The organism is Pseudomonas lurida (assembly GCF_013522705.1).
Classification (GTDB): Bacteria; Pseudomonadota; Gammaproteobacteria; order Pseudomonadales; family Pseudomonadaceae; genus Aquipseudomonas; species Aquipseudomonas quebecensis.
In genome coordinates this window covers 15,589-30,503 of sequence record NZ_JAAMRE010000022.1, presented here as the reverse complement: position 1 = coordinate 30,503, position 14,915 = coordinate 15,589, and the positions used below count along the sequence as shown (strand labels likewise).

General features: G+C 61.5%; 14 protein-coding genes. 7 read left to right on the top strand and 7 right to left on the bottom strand.

The genetic code is table 11. The features are described 5' to 3' along the window. Position 1 precedes the first annotated feature (1 nt). The 5 genes from livM to G7025_RS17780 all read left to right on the top strand — a co-directional run bounded on the left by livM (position 2) and on the right by G7025_RS17780 (position 6,438). Positions 2-1,279, top strand: coding sequence for a high-affinity branched-chain amino acid ABC transporter permease LivM (livM, locus tag G7025_RS17800; RefSeq protein WP_181080444.1), 1,278 nt, complete (start codon positions 2-4; stop codon positions 1,277-1,279). Beyond that, positions 1,276-2,151, top strand: coding sequence for an ABC transporter ATP-binding protein (locus G7025_RS17795; RefSeq protein ID WP_181080443.1), 876 nt, complete (start codon positions 1,276-1,278; stop codon positions 2,149-2,151). The genes livM and G7025_RS17795 overlap by 4 nt, the downstream gene beginning before the upstream one ends. Further along, entirely contained in the window at positions 2,148-2,864 is a 717-nt protein-coding gene (locus G7025_RS17790) for an ABC transporter ATP-binding protein (RefSeq protein WP_181080442.1), read from the top strand. Before G7025_RS17795 ends, G7025_RS17790 begins: the two co-directional genes overlap by 4 nt. A gap of 1,700 nt (positions 2,865-4,564) precedes the next feature. After that, entirely contained in the window at positions 4,565-5,329 is a 765-nt protein-coding gene (locus G7025_RS17785; protein WP_034095635.1) for an SDR family oxidoreductase, read from the top strand. Positions 5,330-5,532: 203 nt separating this feature from the next. Further along, the gene (locus tag G7025_RS17780) at positions 5,533-6,438 is read left to right on the top strand and encodes a cation diffusion facilitator family transporter (RefSeq protein WP_181080441.1); all 906 of its coding nucleotides are present in this window, start codon (positions 5,533-5,535) and stop codon (positions 6,436-6,438) included. Here the strand turns inward: G7025_RS17780 and G7025_RS17775 are convergent. The 5 genes from G7025_RS17775 to ureE all read right to left on the bottom strand — a co-directional run bounded on the left by G7025_RS17775 (position 6,410) and on the right by ureE (position 10,115). After that, positions 6,410-7,528, bottom strand: a complete 1,119-nt coding sequence (locus G7025_RS17775; RefSeq protein ID WP_181080440.1) for an AGE family epimerase/isomerase — start codon at positions 7,526-7,528, stop codon at positions 6,410-6,412. The two genes, G7025_RS17780 and G7025_RS17775, sit on opposite strands and share 29 nt — an antisense overlap. Positions 7,529-7,696: 168 nt before the next feature. Then, on the bottom strand, positions 7,697-8,269 hold the full coding sequence (locus G7025_RS17770; RefSeq protein ID WP_181080439.1) for a HupE/UreJ family protein: 573 nt from the start codon (positions 8,267-8,269) through the stop codon (positions 7,697-7,699). Between the two features lie 23 nt (positions 8,270-8,292). Then, positions 8,293-8,907: an urease accessory protein UreG gene (ureG, locus tag G7025_RS17765; protein WP_003188109.1), complete on the bottom strand. Its 615-nt coding sequence runs from the start codon at positions 8,905-8,907 to the stop codon at positions 8,293-8,295. A 36-nt stretch (positions 8,908-8,943) separates the two neighbouring features. Then, positions 8,944-9,618 (bottom strand): urease accessory protein UreF, encoded by a 675-nt coding sequence (locus G7025_RS17760; protein ID WP_181080438.1) that lies wholly within the window; start codon positions 9,616-9,618, stop codon positions 8,944-8,946. After that, the gene (ureE, locus tag G7025_RS17755; protein ID WP_181080437.1) at positions 9,615-10,115 is read right to left on the bottom strand and encodes an urease accessory protein UreE; all 501 of its coding nucleotides are present in this window, start codon (positions 10,113-10,115) and stop codon (positions 9,615-9,617) included. The genes G7025_RS17760 and ureE overlap by 4 nt, the downstream gene beginning before the upstream one ends. Positions 10,116-10,392: 277 nt before the next feature. Between ureE and G7025_RS17750 the strand changes: the two genes are divergently transcribed. Then, entirely contained in the window at positions 10,393-10,899 is a 507-nt protein-coding gene (locus G7025_RS17750) for a C40 family peptidase (protein ID WP_181080436.1), read from the top strand. A 5-nt stretch (positions 10,900-10,904) separates the two neighbouring features. Here G7025_RS17750 and G7025_RS17745 read toward each other — a convergent pair whose 3' ends face one another. Beyond that, on the bottom strand, positions 10,905-11,537 hold the full coding sequence (locus G7025_RS17745) for a TetR family transcriptional regulator (protein ID WP_003171415.1): 633 nt from the start codon (positions 11,535-11,537) through the stop codon (positions 10,905-10,907). Between the two features lie 161 nt (positions 11,538-11,698). Further along, entirely contained in the window at positions 11,699-12,103 is a 405-nt protein-coding gene (locus G7025_RS17740; protein WP_181080435.1) for a hypothetical protein, read from the bottom strand. 370 nt (positions 12,104-12,473) lie between these two features. Between G7025_RS17740 and G7025_RS17735 the strand changes: the two genes are divergently transcribed. Beyond that, positions 12,474-14,543: an AsmA family protein gene (locus G7025_RS17735; RefSeq protein ID WP_181080434.1), complete on the top strand. Its 2,070-nt coding sequence runs from the start codon at positions 12,474-12,476 to the stop codon at positions 14,541-14,543. Positions 14,544-14,915 lie beyond the last annotated feature (372 nt).

The window sequence follows — 14,915 nt, the reverse complement described above, 5'->3', positions numbered from 1 at the left end:
CATGTCTGCTGCCAAACCCATCGATATCAAGAAAAGTGTCGTCGATACGGTCCTTGCCGGGCTGATTTCGCTGATCGTGTTCGGCCCGATCGTCGGCGTGGTCCTCGACGGCTATAGCTTCAACCTGGAACCGGCGCGTGTGGGCCTGTTGGTCGCCATCGTGATGGTCGGCCGCTTCGCCATGAGCCTGTTCCTGCAAACCCCCAAGGGCTTGAAGATCCTGCAGGGTTTTGAAAGCAGCGGCTCGGGTGTGCATGTGCTGGCGCCTGACTACAAGTCGCGGCTGCGCTGGATCATCCCGGCGCTGATTGTGATCGCCATCGTGTTTCCCATCTTCGCCAACAAATACCTGCTGACCGTGGTGATCCTCGGCCTGATCTACGTGTTGCTGGGCCTGGGCCTGAACATCGTGGTCGGCCTGGCCGGGCTGCTCGACCTGGGTTACGTGGCGTTCTACGCCATCGGTGCCTACGGCCTGGCGCTGGGTTATCAATACCTGGGCCTGGGCTTCTGGAGCGTGCTGCCACTGGCGGCCATCGCAGCGGCGCTGGCGGGCTGCATACTCGGCTTCCCGGTGCTGCGAATGCACGGTGACTACCTGGCCATCGTGACCTTGGGCTTTGGAGAAATCATTCGCCTGGTCCTCAACAACTGGTTGTCGTTCACCGGCGGCCCGAACGGTATGCCGGTGCCTTCGCCGACCTTCCTGGGCCTTGAGTTCGGGCGCAAGGCCAAGGAGGGTGGGATTCCGTTCCACGAGTTCTTCGGTATCGAGTACAACGCCAATATCAAGTTCATGTTCATCTACATCGTGCTGTTCCTGGTGGTGCTGGCTGTGCTGTACATCAAGCATCGCCTCACGCGCATGCCGGTCGGTCGTGCCTGGGAAGCCCTGCGCGAGGATGAGATCGCCTGCCGCTCCATGGGCCTGAACCATGTACTGGTCAAGCTCTCGGCGTTCACCATCGGCGCTTCCACGGCCGGCCTGGCCGGTGTGTTCTTCGCCAGTTACCAAGGTTTCGTCAACCCGTCGTCGTTCACCTTCTTCGAATCGGCGTTGATCCTGGCCATCGTGGTGTTGGGCGGCATGGGCTCGACGGTGGGCGTGGTGATTGCCGCGTTCGTATTGACCGTCGCACCGGAACTGCTGCGCAGCTTCTCGGAATACCGCGTGCTGCTGTTCGGGGTGTTGATGGTGGTGATGATGATCTGGCGACCGCGCGGTTTGATCCGCATCAGCCGCACCGGTGTGACACCACGCAAGGGAGTGGCGCCATGAATAAGGAAGTCGTGCTTTCCGTGGAACACCTGATGATGCACTTCGGTGGCATCAAGGCCCTGAGCGATGTGAGCCTCAAGGTCGAACGCAACTCGATCTTCGCCCTGATCGGCCCCAACGGCGCCGGCAAGACCACGGTGTTCAACTGCCTTACCGGTTTCTACAAAGCCAGTGGCGGCAAGATCCAGCTCAACGTGCGTGGCAAGCAGACCAACGTGATCCAGCTGCTGGGCGAGCGCTTCCAGGCCGCCGATTTCGTGTCGCCGAAAAGCTTCCTCAGCCGCGTGTACTACAAAATGTTCGGCGGCACCCACTTGGTGAATCGCGCGGGGCTGGCGCGTACGTTCCAGAATATCCGCCTGTTCAAGGAAATGTCCGTGGTGGAAAACCTGCTGGTGGCGCAGCACATGTGGGTCAACCGCAACATGCTGGCGGGCATCCTCAACACCAAGGGTTACCGCAAGGCCGAGAGTGACGCCCTTGACCATGCGTTCTACTGGCTGGAAGTGGTGGACCTGGTGGACTGCGCCAACCGGCTGGCCGGTGAGCTTTCCTACGGCCAGCAGCGGCGCCTGGAAATTGCCCGCGCCATGTGCACCCGGCCGCAGATCATCTGCCTGGACGAGCCGGCGGCGGGCCTCAACCCCCAGGAAACCGAAGCCCTCAGCGCGATGATTCGCCTGTTGCGCGACGAACACGACCTTACGGTGGTGTTGATTGAACATGACATGGGCATGGTGATGAGTATTTCCGATCATATCGTGGTGCTGGACCACGGCAACGTGATCGCCGAGGGCGGGCCGGACGCGATCCGCAACGACCCCAAAGTGATCGCCGCCTACCTGGGCGCCGACGAAGAGGAACTGGTATGAGTGCACCTATCCTCGAAATGAAGGACCTGGACGTGTTCTACGGCCCGATCCAGGCCCTGAAAAAAGTCTCGCTGCACATTAACGAAGGCGAAACCGTCAGCCTGATCGGCTCCAACGGTGCGGGTAAGTCCACATTGCTGATGTCGATCTTCGGCCAGCCACGGGCCGAGTCGGGGCAGATTCTCTACAACGGCGTCGACATTACCCACAAGTCGTCCCACTACATTGCCTCCAACGGCATCGCGCAGTCGCCGGAAGGGCGGCGGGTATTCCCCGACATGACCGTCGAGGAAAACCTGCTGATGGGCACCATTCCGATCGGTGACAAGTTCGCCGGTGAAGATATGCAGCGCATGTTCGAGCTGTTCCCGCGCCTTAAGGAGCGGCGTAACCAGCGCGCCATGACCATGTCCGGCGGCGAACAGCAAATGCTCGCCATCGCCCGCGCACTGATGAGCCGGCCCAAGCTGTTGCTGTTGGATGAGCCGAGCCTGGGCCTGGCGCCGATTGTGGTGAAGCAGATCTTTTCCACCCTGCGCGAGTTGGCGGCTACCGGGATGACGATTTTTCTGGTGGAACAGAACGCCAACCACGCACTGCGTTTGTCGGACCGCGCGTATGTGATGGTCAACGGTGAGATTCGCCTGACGGGCACCGGCAAGGAACTGCTGGTCAATGAGGAAGTGCGCAACGCCTACCTCGGCGGCCACTGATCTGAATCACGACGCAGTACCCTGAGGAGGGGGCAAGCCCCGGTACAAACCGGGGGCATCGTTCCCACGCTCCCGCGTGGGAATGCAGCCCGCGACGCTCCGCGTCGCCCGTGCACGGTGGCCGAAACCTGCGGCGCCTGGGGGGACGCGGAGCGTCCCAGGTGGCAATCCCACGCAGAGCGTGGGAGCGCTCAGTGGGCGCCATTCAACCAGGCATCAAGATCGTTCCCACGCTCGCGTGGGAATGCAGCCCGTGACGCTCCGCGTCACCTGTGCGCAATAGCCAAAACCTGCGGCGCTTGGCGGGACGCGGAGCGTCCCAAGCGGCATTCCCACGCAGAGCGTGGGGACGATCAGCGCGCGCCATTCAATCAGGCATCAAGATCGTTCCCACGCTCCCGCGTGGGAATGCAGCCGTGACGCTCCGCGTCACCCGTGCACAGTGGCCAAAACCTGCGGCGCCTGGCGGGACGCGGAGCGTCCCAAGCGGCATTCCCACGCAGAGCGTGGGGACGATCAGCGCGCGCCATTCAACCAGGCATCAAGATCGTTCCCACGCTCGCGTGGGAATGCAGCCCGTGACGCTCCGCGTCACCTGTGCACAGTGGCCAAAACCTGCGGCGCTTGGGGGGACGCGGAGCGTCCCAAGCGGCATTCCCACGCAGAGCGTGGGGACGATCAGTGGGCGTCATTCAATCAGGCATCAAGATCGTTCCCACGCTCCCGCGTGGGAATGCAGCCCGTGACGCTCCGCGTCGCCCGTGCACAGTGGCCAAAACTTGCGGCGCCTGGCGGGACGCGGAGCGTCCCAGGCGGCATTCCCACGCAGAGCGTGGGGACGATCAGCGCGCGCCATTCAACCAGGCATCAAGATCGTTCCCACGCTCGCGTGGGAATGCAGCCCGTGACGCTCCGCGGCGCCTGTGCGCAATAGCCAAAACCTGCGGCGCTTGGCGGGACGCGGAGCGTCCCAAGCGGCATTCCCACGCAGAGCGTGGGGACGATCAGTGCGCGCCAGCGCCATGTCGAAGATTTGTCGATCCACAAGGCCTATCCCAAATTGTGGAAAACAAATCCAGCCCAGCTCCAAAGCGCGACATATAGCCGCCGCAAATCGCTGTTTTGTCACACTTTTGACTTGTCCCCATCCACTGTGGAACCGGCTGTGGGTAACGTGGGAGTAGCTCGCTGAAAGCCTTTAAAACCGTGGCTTTCAGCTGCATGATCGTTTTTTGATCAGTGTCTTTTTCGTGAGGGATCGAGGGGTTTGTCAACCTGTTTAAAGACACAGGTATATGACTGAATTATGTCCTCCAGGCCTGTGGATAAGTCTGTGACTAAACTCTGGAAAGACCTCCGCAGAGGCCGAAATGTCTGGCCTGGAGCCATCGTTCAAGATTTTCGGCGTCGCCTTGAGCTACATAGGTGCCAGTGAAGGTCAAGCAAAATACTTTCTAAAACCGGCTGCAGGCCTTATATACAGCGGCTTTGAAGGTTTACCACTTGCCCCCAAAGACTGTGGGCGCAATTGTGGATAACCTGCGTGCATCTGGCTGCAGACCACGGTTTATGGGGCTATGAGCAAGTTGGTCATAATTTGATCAGGTGTGCGGCGGTTGTGATGCGTAGCGGTTGCCGCGACGACGAGGGACGGGCATCCTGCTGGCTGATTTTTTCCCGTCGCTCGCAAGGAGAACACCATGTCCGACACGCTGTTTATTACTGGCGCCACCTCTGGTTTCGGCGAAGCCTGTGCTCGGCGTTTCGCCCAGGCCGGCTGGAAACTGGTGCTCACCGGCCGCCGTGCCGAGCGGTTGAATGCCCTGGTTGAAGAGCTTTCCAAGCAGACCGAAGTGCACGGCCTGGTAGTGGACGTGCGTGACCGCAAGGGCATGGAAGACGCCATCGCTAACCTGCCGCCGTCGTTCGCCACCCTGCGCGGGCTGATCAACAATGCCGGCCTGGCGGTGGGCACCGACCCCGCGCCCAAGTGCAACCTGGACGACTGGGAAACGATGGTCGACACCAATATCAAAGGCCTGCTGACCACCACCCATCTGCTGCTGCCGCGCCTGATCGCTCATGGCCGTGGCGCGGGCATCATCAACCTGGGCTCCATCGCCGGAAGCTACCCGTACCCCGGCAGCCATGTGTACGGCGGCTCCAAGGCGTTCGTCAAACAGTTCTCCCTGAACCTGCGTTGCGACCTGCAAGGCACCGGCGTGCGGGTGACCAACATCGAGCCGGGCCTGTGTGAAAGCGAATTCTCCCTGGTGCGTTTCGGCGGTGACCAGGCGCGTTACGACGCCACCTACGCCGGCGCCGAACCGATCCAGCCGCAGGACATCGCCGACACTATCTTCTGGGTGCTCAACACCCCGGCGCACGTCAACATCAACCGCCTGGAGCTGATGCCGGTGAGCCAGAGCTGGGCGGGGTTTGCGATTGAGCGGGGTGCGAAGTAAGGCTTTAGACCGAGTCGCTGCCATCGGGGGCAAGCTCCCTGCCACACTCGTCCGTGTTCACAAACCTGATATGTGCACCGGTCAACTGTGGCAGGAGGCTTGCCCCCGATGGCGTCAAATCGGCCAAAACACGGCATAAGGTATACTCGCCGCCTGAAAGCCCCTCCGCATCGTGCGGATTTAGGGTTTTGACGGGAGGCAATGTGAGTAACCGAGGTGAGCAGTCACTGCTCAAACAATCGACGATTCTGATGTTCGCGGTCGCGATCGCCGGGATTGTCACGGGCGTGGTATCCGGCGCCCAATCCATTCTGTTCGACGGCTTCTTCTCGCTGATCGCCACCGCCATCAAGGTGTTGATGCTGATCACCGCCAAGCTGATCGCCAAGAAAAGCAACGAGCGTTTCCAATTTGGCTACTGGCACCTGGAGCCGATGGTGCTGCTGATCGAAGGCAGTTTCCTGCTGCTGATCGCCATCTATGCATTCCTCAACGGCGTGTTCGGCATTATCAATGGCGGGCGCGAGGTCGAATTGGGCCTGGTGATTATCTACGCGGCGGTGTTTACCGTCGTCGAGTTCGGCTATTTCTTCTATGTGCGTTATCGCAACCGCGCACTGAAATCTTCGTTGATCCAGTTCGATAACATCAGTTGGCTGGTGGACGCGATGCTGTCGGTGGGGCTGCTGATCAGCTTCCTGGCCGCACTGTTGCTCAAGTCCCAGGGCTATGCCGAGTGGGCGGTGTATGTCGACCCGCTGATCCTGATCCTGCTGGCATTGAGCATGCTGGCGCCGGCGTTCAAGATCCTGCGTCCGGCGTTGCGCGACGTGTTGGGGATTGCGCCGGATCATCTGGACGACACAGTGCGCGAGGTGATGGACGCGTTGAAAGCCCGCCATGGTTTCGAGGACTACGTGTCGTATGTGCAAAAGCACGGGCGCGCGCGGTTCATCGAAATCCATGTGGTATTGCCGGTGGATTACCCGGTGAACAACGTTGCGACTCTCGACGCATTGCGTGAGGAGATATCCACAGGGCTGGGCACGCCGGATGCGGCGCGCTGGTTAACGATCAGCTTTACCGCAGATCGTAAGTGGATTGCGTAAGGCCCTGGTAACAGGTGGCCAAGTGATACGGCGTGGTCGACGGCATGTCCCGTCGGCTCACGGCGCCGTTGGCATCCAGGCATTCGTGCCAGCCTTTGTCGTACAGGAAGTGCTGCTGCAGCGCCAGCAATTGGCGTTGCAACACGGCCTGGCTGTTGGGGCGCAAGGTCAGCGCGCGCAGGTATTCGGCCTGGGCCCAGATACGCTGGGTGCCGTCGCGCACGCTGCCGTCCAGGGCGAGCATGCCGCTGACCGCGCCGGTTAACTTATCCACACCCGTGAGTTCGGCATAGGCAAACGCCCGCGTCAGTGAGGCATGCAGCGGCGTGCCCCGCAGCACGTCCGATGACTCCAGCAAAAAGAACCATTCGAACTGGTGGCCCGGCTCAAACCAGTTATCCACAGCGCCCAGCGGCTTTTCCATCATCACGCCGTGCCGGCGGTCGATGAAACGTTGCTGCATGGCCGTTGCCAGGTTGAGCAGGGCGGCTTGCACGGCGGCGTCTTCGCGCACCGCGAGGGTGGCGAGAAAGCCTTCGGCCAGATGCATCAACGGGTTCTGCAGCGGGCCGGAATCGAGCGATGACCAGTCGCGTTGCAGGACGGCGTCGTACAGGCCGTCATCGCTGGCGAAACGTTGTGCAACCACTGCCAGAGCGGCATTGAGCACCGATTCCACCAACGGTTCGCGCACCTTGGCCCAGTAATGGGCGCAGGCGAAGATGATGAAGGCGTGGGTGTAGAGGTCTTTGCGCGTGTCCAGCGGCTGGCCGGCGGGGTCGATGCTGTAGAACCAGCCGCCGTGCTCGGCGTCGTGAAAGTGCCGCTGCAGGGAACGGAACAACGCCGCCGCCCGCGCTTCGGCATATTCGGCATCGGCCTGGCCGATCAGGCTGGCGAATAGATACAACTGTCGTGCGCAAGCCATGGCGCGGTAACGCTGCGGCGGCAAGGGGTGGTGGTCGGCGTCCAGCGCCTCGTAGGGTAACGCCAGCTCGGCATTCCAGCCCGGGCCCTGCCACAGTGGCACGATCAGGTCATGGAAGTGGGTGAGCACGGTGTTCAAAGAGGGTTGGGAAGCGCTGGGCATTGGCTGGCGTCGTCACGGCAGGGGTGTAGGCGCGCATGGTAGCAGGCTTGGGTTCTGTGGTGTCTGTGGCAGAGCTATCGGGGGCAAGCCCCCTCCCACCTTTTGATAGCGATGCAGCCAAATGTGGGAGGGGGCCTGCCCCGATGAGGCCTTCAGCCGTGCTGCAAATCAGCCCGCCAGCAACCAGACTCCAGTCGCCGCCGAAGCCGCCCCGGCTACTCGCACCATTGGCGCCGCCGCCGTCGGCAGGAAGCGCACCAGTGCATAACCGGCCGCGTGCAGTGCCGCCGTCGCACCGACAAAACCAGCAGCGTACGCCCAAGGGCTGGACATATCCGGCAGTTCCAGGCCATGGGCCACACCGTGGAACAGCGCAAACAACGCCGTGGCGCCAATCGCCACGAACAGCGGCGGCCGTACCGCCAGCGCCACGGCCAGGCCCAGCGCCAGAACCGAGGCGGCAATTCCGTTTTCCAGCGCCGGCAGCGCCAGGCCCTCGAAACCCAGCAGGCCGCCAATCAGCATCGTGCCGACAAACGTGCACGGCAGCGCCCAGCGCGCGGCGCCTTTTTGCTGGGCGGCCCACAAGCCCACCGCCAGCATGGCCAGCAAATGATCGAGACCGCCCAAAGGGTGACTGATGCCGGCCACCAGGCCGTTGTCGCCGTGGCCGGGGTGGGCAAAGGCCAACGCCGGAGCGATGAGCAGGGCTGCGGTGGCAAAGAGTTTGTTGAGGCTCATAACTAGCTTCCTTAGAAGAGGGATCAGGCTGCGGTCAGCAGACCCTGGCGTTCGATAAAGGCCACGATGTCATCCAGGCCAACGCCGGTTTTCTGGTTGCTGAACACAAAGGGTTTACCGTTGCGCATGCGCTGGGTGTCGCTGTTCATCAGCTCCAGCGAAGCACCTACCAGAGGCGCCAGGTCGATCTTGTTGATTACCAGCAGGTCGGATTTGCAGATACCCGGGCCACCCTTGCGCGGCAGTTTGTCGCCGGCGGACACATCGATCACGTAGATGGTCAGGTCCGACAGCTCCGGGCTGAACGTCGCCGAGAGGTTGTCGCCGCCGGATTCCACCAGGATCAGGTCCAGGCCGGGGAAGCGGCGGTTGAGTTGATCCACCGCTTCCAGGTTGATCGAGGCGTCTTCCCGGATCGCGGTGTGCGGGCAGCCGCCGGTCTCCACGCCGATGATGCGCTCGGGTGCCAGGGCCTGGTTGCGCACCAGGAAGTCGGCGTCTTCGCGGGTATAGATATCGTTGGTGACCACCGCCAGGTTGTAGCGATCGCGCAGCGCCAGGCACAGGGCCAGGGTCAGGGCGGTCTTGCCGGAGCCCACCGGGCCGCCGATGCCGACGCGCAAGGGTTGTGTGTTCATGTGTTTCTCCGAAGTAAAGGGCGCCAAAAAAAGAACCTATGAACGAAACAGCCGGCTGTACTGGCGCTCATGGGCCATGCACGCCAGGGACAGGCCAAACGCGGCGCTGCCGTAATGGTCGGGATCGAGGCGGCTGGCCTCCTGCTGGGCGCTCTGCAGCAGCGGCAACAGTTCGCTGGTCAGGCGCTGGGCCGCTTGCTGGCCCAGAGGCAGGGTTTTCATCAGCACGGCCAGTTGGTTTTCCAGCCAGCTCCACAGCCACGCGGCGAGGGCGTCGTCGGCGCTGATGCCCCAGGCGCGCGCGGCCAGCGCCCAGCCGAGGGCCAGGTGCGGTTCGCTGAAGTGCTCGAGAAAGCGGCGCGCGGCGGCGTCCAGCTCGGGCAAACCGTTGAGCAGTTGTTGCAGGGAATAGCCCATCTGCCGGCTTTCTTGATACAGCTCTCGGGTCTCACGGCTGGCGCGGTGTTCTTCGCATAATTGCGACAACCGTGGCCAATCCCGAGCAGCCGCGGCCCGGCAATGCGCAAGCAGCAGCGGTGCCTCGAAGCGTGCCAGGTTGAGCAGCAACTGATCGCCGATCCAGCGTCTGGCGCTCGTCGCATCGTGAACCCGGCCGTTCTCCACGGCCATCTCCAGGCCCTGGGAATAGCTGTAGCCGCCAATCGGCAATTGCGGACTGGCCAGACGCAACAGCGCCCAGGCTGGGTTCATGGACGCACGCCGAACTGATGCAGCTTGGGTGGGTAGTTGAAATCTTCATCGCCATGGCGCGAGTGATGATGACCGCCGCCGTAAGCGCCGTGTTCCGGATGGAACGGCGCCTCGAGGGTGTCGGTGTGGGCACCCAGTTGTTCGAGCATGGCCTTGAGCACGTAGTCGTCAAGCAGGCGCAGCCAGCCATCCCCGACCTGCAGCGCCACATGGCGGTTGCCCAGGTGATAGGCGGCGCGCGTCAGTTCATAAGCGCTGCGGCAGGTGACGTGCAGCAACTGTTCAGGGCGCGCAGTGACGCGTACGACACGTCCGTCTTCGGCCTGCAGGCATTCGCCGTCGTGCAGCGGCGGCTGGCCGCGCTCCAGAAACAGGCCGACGTCTTCGCCATCGGCACTGAAACAGCGCAGACGGCTTTTGCTGCGCGCTTCGAAGTTGAGCTGCAACTCGGCGGCCCAGAGGGCTTGGGGGGCGATTCGGCGGTGGATCACCAGCATCAGAAAGCTTCCAGCGAGGGGCGATAAACCAGCTAGAGCAAGGGCCTTGCCAACCCTGAGTAAGCGTAGGAATTACCTGTAGGTAGGCGTGCGTGTGCCACGTAACAGGGCGGTCGGGCAAAACCGAATCGCCCCAAAAGTGTGCGCCGGGAAATGTATTGCACTCCTTGAGAGCGGTTTGGGAATTTTCCTACAAGGACTCAGGAATTCACGCTCATCGAGGTACGCGCACAGTAATTAGGCTTTGCGGCGTGTTTAATCCCCTGCGACGTTTATCATGATCAAGTCATTTTTAACTGCCGTTGTTATCGGCCTGGCGTTTGTCGTTTCAACGGCGTCAGCCAATTACCAACCGCGTTCAACCTTTGGTTCTTCACTTCACAACGTGCCGTCGGCCTCCATCGAGAATGTGGTCGACCGCGCCCACCAATTGCTCGGCACCCCCTATAAATGGGGGGGCACATCGATTGACCAGGGGTTCGACTGCAGCAGCCTGCTGGTCTACCTGTTCAAGACCCAGGCCAATATCCAGATTCCCCGCACCACCGCGGCAATGCACCGCTCGACGGCCGCGACCATCCAGCGCAACGCGCTCAAGCCCGGCGATGCGGTGTTTTTCAAGGGGAATGGGCGTGGGCGGGTAAGCCATGTAGGGCTTTATATCGGCGAGGGCAAATTCATTCACTCGCCGCGTACTGGCAAGAACGTCCGTATCGACTCGTTGAGTAACCGCTACTGGAACAAGCATTACACCACCGCCAAGCGTTTCCACAACGCCGGTTGATCGGCTTATTCGGTGCTGCCCAGGCCTTGCCAATGTTTGAGGCCGATAAAGATAAAGCGTAACTGCTGGGTGATTTTCGCCTGGGGTGTGAGGTGGGCCGGCAGGGCGTGGGGCGGTGGATCGATGATATCGGGCAGGGTGGCGAACACGCTCTTGACGATCAGGTCGGCCATCACGTGCAGCCCATCGGCATTCAGATGCTGCAGCTTGGGCATCAGTGTCAGGTCGGCGGCCAGGTCGCGGGTGATGTCTTCGCGCAAGGCGGCGATGGCTTGGCGCACGGCCAGGCAGCCACCATATTGCTCGCGGGCCAGGAACAGGAATTGCGAGCGATTGGCCGATACCACATCGAGAAAGATCCGCACGGACGCGTCGATGATGCCGCCCATGACGAATTCGTTGTGGCGCACCAAGCGAATGGTGGCGCGGAAGGTCTGGCCGACTTCGCTCACCAGCACCAGGCCCAATTGATCCATATCGGCAAAGTGCCGATAGAAACCGGTGGGGACAATGCCGGCCGTCTTGGCCACTTCGCGCAGGCTCAAGCTGCCGAACCCACGGCCGCACTCCATCAGATGGCGGGCTGCGTCCATCAGGGCGAGGCGGGTCTGTTGCTTTTGTTCGGCACGGGGCAGCATGGGCGGGCGAGCTTTGTGGACAAGTACAGCGACGCACTCTAGCAAAACCGCTCGAGCGGCGTCGAACTTGACGCGGGTGGGGCGGTTAAGGACGTGACAGGTCTTGCAGAAAGTCAAAAGCCCGATCGGTGGATCGGGCTTTTTTTCGGGCCATCACAGGCTCAGCTCTGAGCTTGATGCATTGCTTCCAGGCGGTCGGCACCACCTTCGGCCACTGCGTTGCGTTCCATCAGACGGTCAGCACCACCTTCAGCAACGCCGTCGGCGTAGCCACGTTTGTTGGCACGGTCGGAACCACCTTCAGCCACTGCATTACGCTCCATCAAGCGATCAGCGCCACCTTCAACCAGACCTTTCTCTTGCAGACGGTTGAAGCCGTTTTCAGCCACGGCGCCTTTGGCGTAGTCGCGGTTCTCTTCTTCCTGCGAACCGCTGCGTGCCAGGGTCTGGCTGGACTGCACGGCTTGGGCTTTGTTTTGTGGGGTCGCTTGTTCGGCGGCTGGCAGAGCAAAAGCGCTCGAAGCCAGGACAGATAACAGGACGGTAGCGAGTAGTTGGCGTTTCATGATCAGTTGCTCCTTGGGAGGGCGATAAAGTGGGTACAGGGCTAATGCTACTCTCGATAAGTCGATATAAAAGTTCATAAACACAATGGTAATAATCAACAGAATTGATTGTTCTCGCCGAGGGCTCTAGAACGAGGCTCTCAAGCACGTGGTTTTGCACCGCAGTGGGTATTTTCGACACGCATGCGGGTAACATTGGTGCGCGACAAGCTGAGAAATCTGTCGAGTCGGTCAGGAAAATGCCGATTGAGCGGCTTTTTTTCCCGCTGAAACGGGTTTGGGTTAAACCCGCAGGCGGTTTGCCAGTCGTAGTCTTGTAAGCTGTCCTAAAGGCTGCCCTTCAGCCGGTCGTATTCAGGAGTCCTGTGCAATGACGCGCACTCGTAAAATTGTGGTTTGGAGCTGCGCCAGCTTCGTTGTATTAATCGCTGCAGTGGTCCTGATCCTGGTGTTCTTTGACTGGAACCGCATCAAGCCGCCCCTCAACGCCAAAGTCTCCGAAGAGCTGCATCGCGCGTTTGCGATCAATGGCAACCTCGCCGTGAAGTGGCAGCGCGAGCCCGATGAAGGCGGCTGGCGAGCCTGGGTGCCCTGGCCCCACGTGATTGCCGAAGACCTGACCCTGGGCAACCCGGACTGGTCGAAGCAACCGCAGATGGTCACGCTCAAAAAAGTGGAATTGCGCATATCGCCCCTGGCTTTGCTGGCGCAGCGTGTGGTTATCCCGCGTATCGACCTCACCGAACCGAGCGCCGAGTTGCAGCGCCTGGCCGACGGCCGCGCGAACTGGACGTTCACGTTCGACCCTAAAGATCCCGACGCCGAGCCTTCCAATTGGGAGGTGGACATCGGTGCCATCGGTTTCGACAAGGGCCACGTGACGCTTGACGATCAAACCCTCAAAACCCAGCTCGATGTGATCATCGACCTGCTGGGCAAGCCCATTCCCTTCGGCGAAATCGTCGGCGATGCCGATGCCAAAAAGGCGCTGGAGAAAGGCTCCGCGCCCCAGGACTACGTGTTCGCTCTCAAGGTCAAAGGCCAATACCACGGCCAGAAACTCGACGGCGACGGCAAGATCGGCGGCCTGTTGGCCTTGCGGGACGCGGCCAAGCCGTTCCCGTTGCAAGCGCAGGTCAAGATCGCCGACACCCGCATCGCCCTGGCCGGCACGCTGACCGATCCACTGAACCTGGGGGCTCTCGACCTGCGCCTGAAGCTCGCGGGCGCCAGCCTGAGCAAGCTGTATCCGCTGACCGGCGTTACCTTGCCGGATTCGCCGGCGTACGCCACCGACGGTCATTTGATCGCCAAGCTGCATGAGGCCAGCGGCGCGTCGTTCCGCTACGAAAACTTCAATGGCAAGATCGGCGACAGTGATATCCATGGCGACCTGGCCTATGTCGCCAGCCAGCCACGCCCCAGGCTCAGCGGAACGCTGGTGTCCAACCAGTTGCTGATGACCGACCTCGCGCCCCTGATTGGCGCCGATTCCAACGCCAAGCAGAAAGCCCGTGGCGGCGAGAGCAAGCAGCCCGCCACCAAGGTGCTGCCGGTGCAGGAGTTTCGCACCGAGCGTTGGCGCGACATGGACGCCGATGTGGAATTCACCGGTAAGCGTATCGTGCACAGCGCCGACCTGCCCTTTACCGACCTCTACACCCACCTGGTGCTCAACGACGGCGAACTGAGCCTGGAACCGCTGCGCTTCGGGGTGGCCGGCGGCAAGCTCGACGCGCAGATTCGCTTGAACGGTCGCACCACGCCGATGGAAGGGCGTGCCCGGCTGACCGCGCGCAATTTCAAACTCAAGCAGCTGTTCCCAAGCTTTGAACCGATGAAAACCAGCTTCGGCGAACTCAACGGCGATGCGGATATTTCCGGGCGCGGCAACTCCGTCGCCGCGCTGCTGGGCACCTCCAACGGTGACCTGAAGATGTTGATCAACGACGGCGCCATCAGCCGTGGCCTGATGGAGATCGCCGGCCTCAACGTGGGCAACTACGTGGTGGGTCGCCTGTTCGGCGACAAAGAAGTGAAGATCAACTGCGCCGCCGCGAACTTCGGCGTCAAGAGTGGCCTGGCCACTACGCGGCTGTTTGTGTTCGATACCGAGAACGCGATCATCTATGTCGACGGTACGGCCAATATGGCGAGTGAACAGTTGGACCTGACCATCACCCCCGAATCCAAGGGTTTTCGGATGTTCTCCCTGCGCTCGCCGCTGTACGTCAATGGGCCGTTCATCAAGCCGAATGCGGGTGTCAAAGCCATTCCTCTGGCCCTGCGCGGCGCGGGCATGGTTGCACTGGGCGTGATCGCCGGCCCGGCGGCCGGCCTGCTGGCGCTGGTGGCGCCCAGTGGCGGTGAGCCGAACGAGTGTGCGCCGTTGCTGCAGCAGATGAAGGAAGGTAAAGCGCCGAAGACGGTGAAGGGGTGATCGTCGAAAATGTCAGAAAGAGCGACCCTTGGGTCAATGCCAGTCAGTTGAGAGACGGAACGGGCAACCAGTAACCTGTGGCGAGCGGGCTTGCCCCGCGTTGGGCTGCGAAGCAGCCCCAAAACATAGTCTCGGAGCTGCCTGGCATACCGCGACGCTCCTATTGGGGCTGCTGCGCAGCCCAACGCGGGGCAAGCCCGCTCACCACAGCTACAGTGTTCCTCCTTAACTGACTGGCATTTGACCCTTGGGCCGCCTCTTTTATCACGGCGCCGTAAGTATGATCCTGGACTTGTGTAGCTCATTTCTGAAGCGCTAAAACCGCCCCTGATTCCCCTTACGTCTCCTGGGTTGCCTTCCTATAGTTGGCCG